The following is an 834-nucleotide window of genomic DNA, read 5'->3' as shown; positions in this document are numbered from 1 at the left end:
GAGCCTGTCAGTAATTCTGTGTAACTGCCACTGTATTAAAGGTGATCGCTCAGGCGGTCACCGAACTCGATAATAAAACGACTCATTGCCAGCCGCCAGTTCTGGATCGGCATACTCCATTTTTTCGACGCATCCTTGATCGCCAGATACACGACCTTCCGCACCGAGTCATCTGTCGGGAACACTTTGCGTTTCTTTATCGCCGCACGGATCACGCTGTTCAGCGATTCTATCGCGTTCGTGGTGTAGATAGCCTTACGGATATCCGCCGGGTAGCCGAAGAAGGTATTCAGGTTTTCCCAGTGTGCACGCCAGCTTTTGCTGATTTGCGGATATTTATCGTCCCATTCTCCCGCGAACGCATCCAGCGCCATCAGCGCCGCCTCTTCGGTCGGGGCCTGATAAACTGCTTTTAACCCGCTGGTGACGGCTTTATAGTCCTTCCAGGACACGTATTTCAGGCTGTTACGCACCATATGGATGATGCACAGCTGGATGTGAGTCTTCGGGTAGACGCTGTTTATCGCATCCGGGAAGCCCTTCAGACCGTCCACGCAGGCAATCAGAATGTCCTGAAGACCGCGATTTTTAAGCTCTGTCAGCACACTCAGCCAGAACTTTGCGCCTTCATTTTCGGCCAGCCACATACCCAGTAATTCTTTCTGGCCTTCGGTGTTGATACCTGGCGCCAGGAAGACAGCTTTGTTGATTACGCTGCCATTCTGACGGACTTTGACGACAATGCAGTCCATATAAACAATGGGATACAGTGCATCCAGCTGTCGGTTTTGCCACTCAGTGACCTGCTCTTTTACGGCGTCGGTGACTTTAGAT

At 51.6% G+C, this 834-nt stretch carries 1 protein-coding gene; it reads right to left on the bottom strand.

The genetic code is table 11. The features are described 5' to 3' along the window. Positions 1–35: 35 nt before the first annotated feature. Positions 36–834 (bottom strand): IS256 family transposase (locus A7090_RS23120; RefSeq protein WP_105275674.1); only part of this gene is annotated, 799 nt, incomplete at its 5' end.

This window comes from Escherichia sp. MOD1-EC7003 (assembly GCF_002965065.1).
In the GTDB taxonomy this organism is placed as follows: domain Bacteria; phylum Pseudomonadota; class Gammaproteobacteria; order Enterobacterales; family Enterobacteriaceae; genus Escherichia.
The sequence above is the reverse complement of the archived record's forward strand: the minus strand, read 5'-3'. Positions and strand labels throughout refer to the sequence as shown.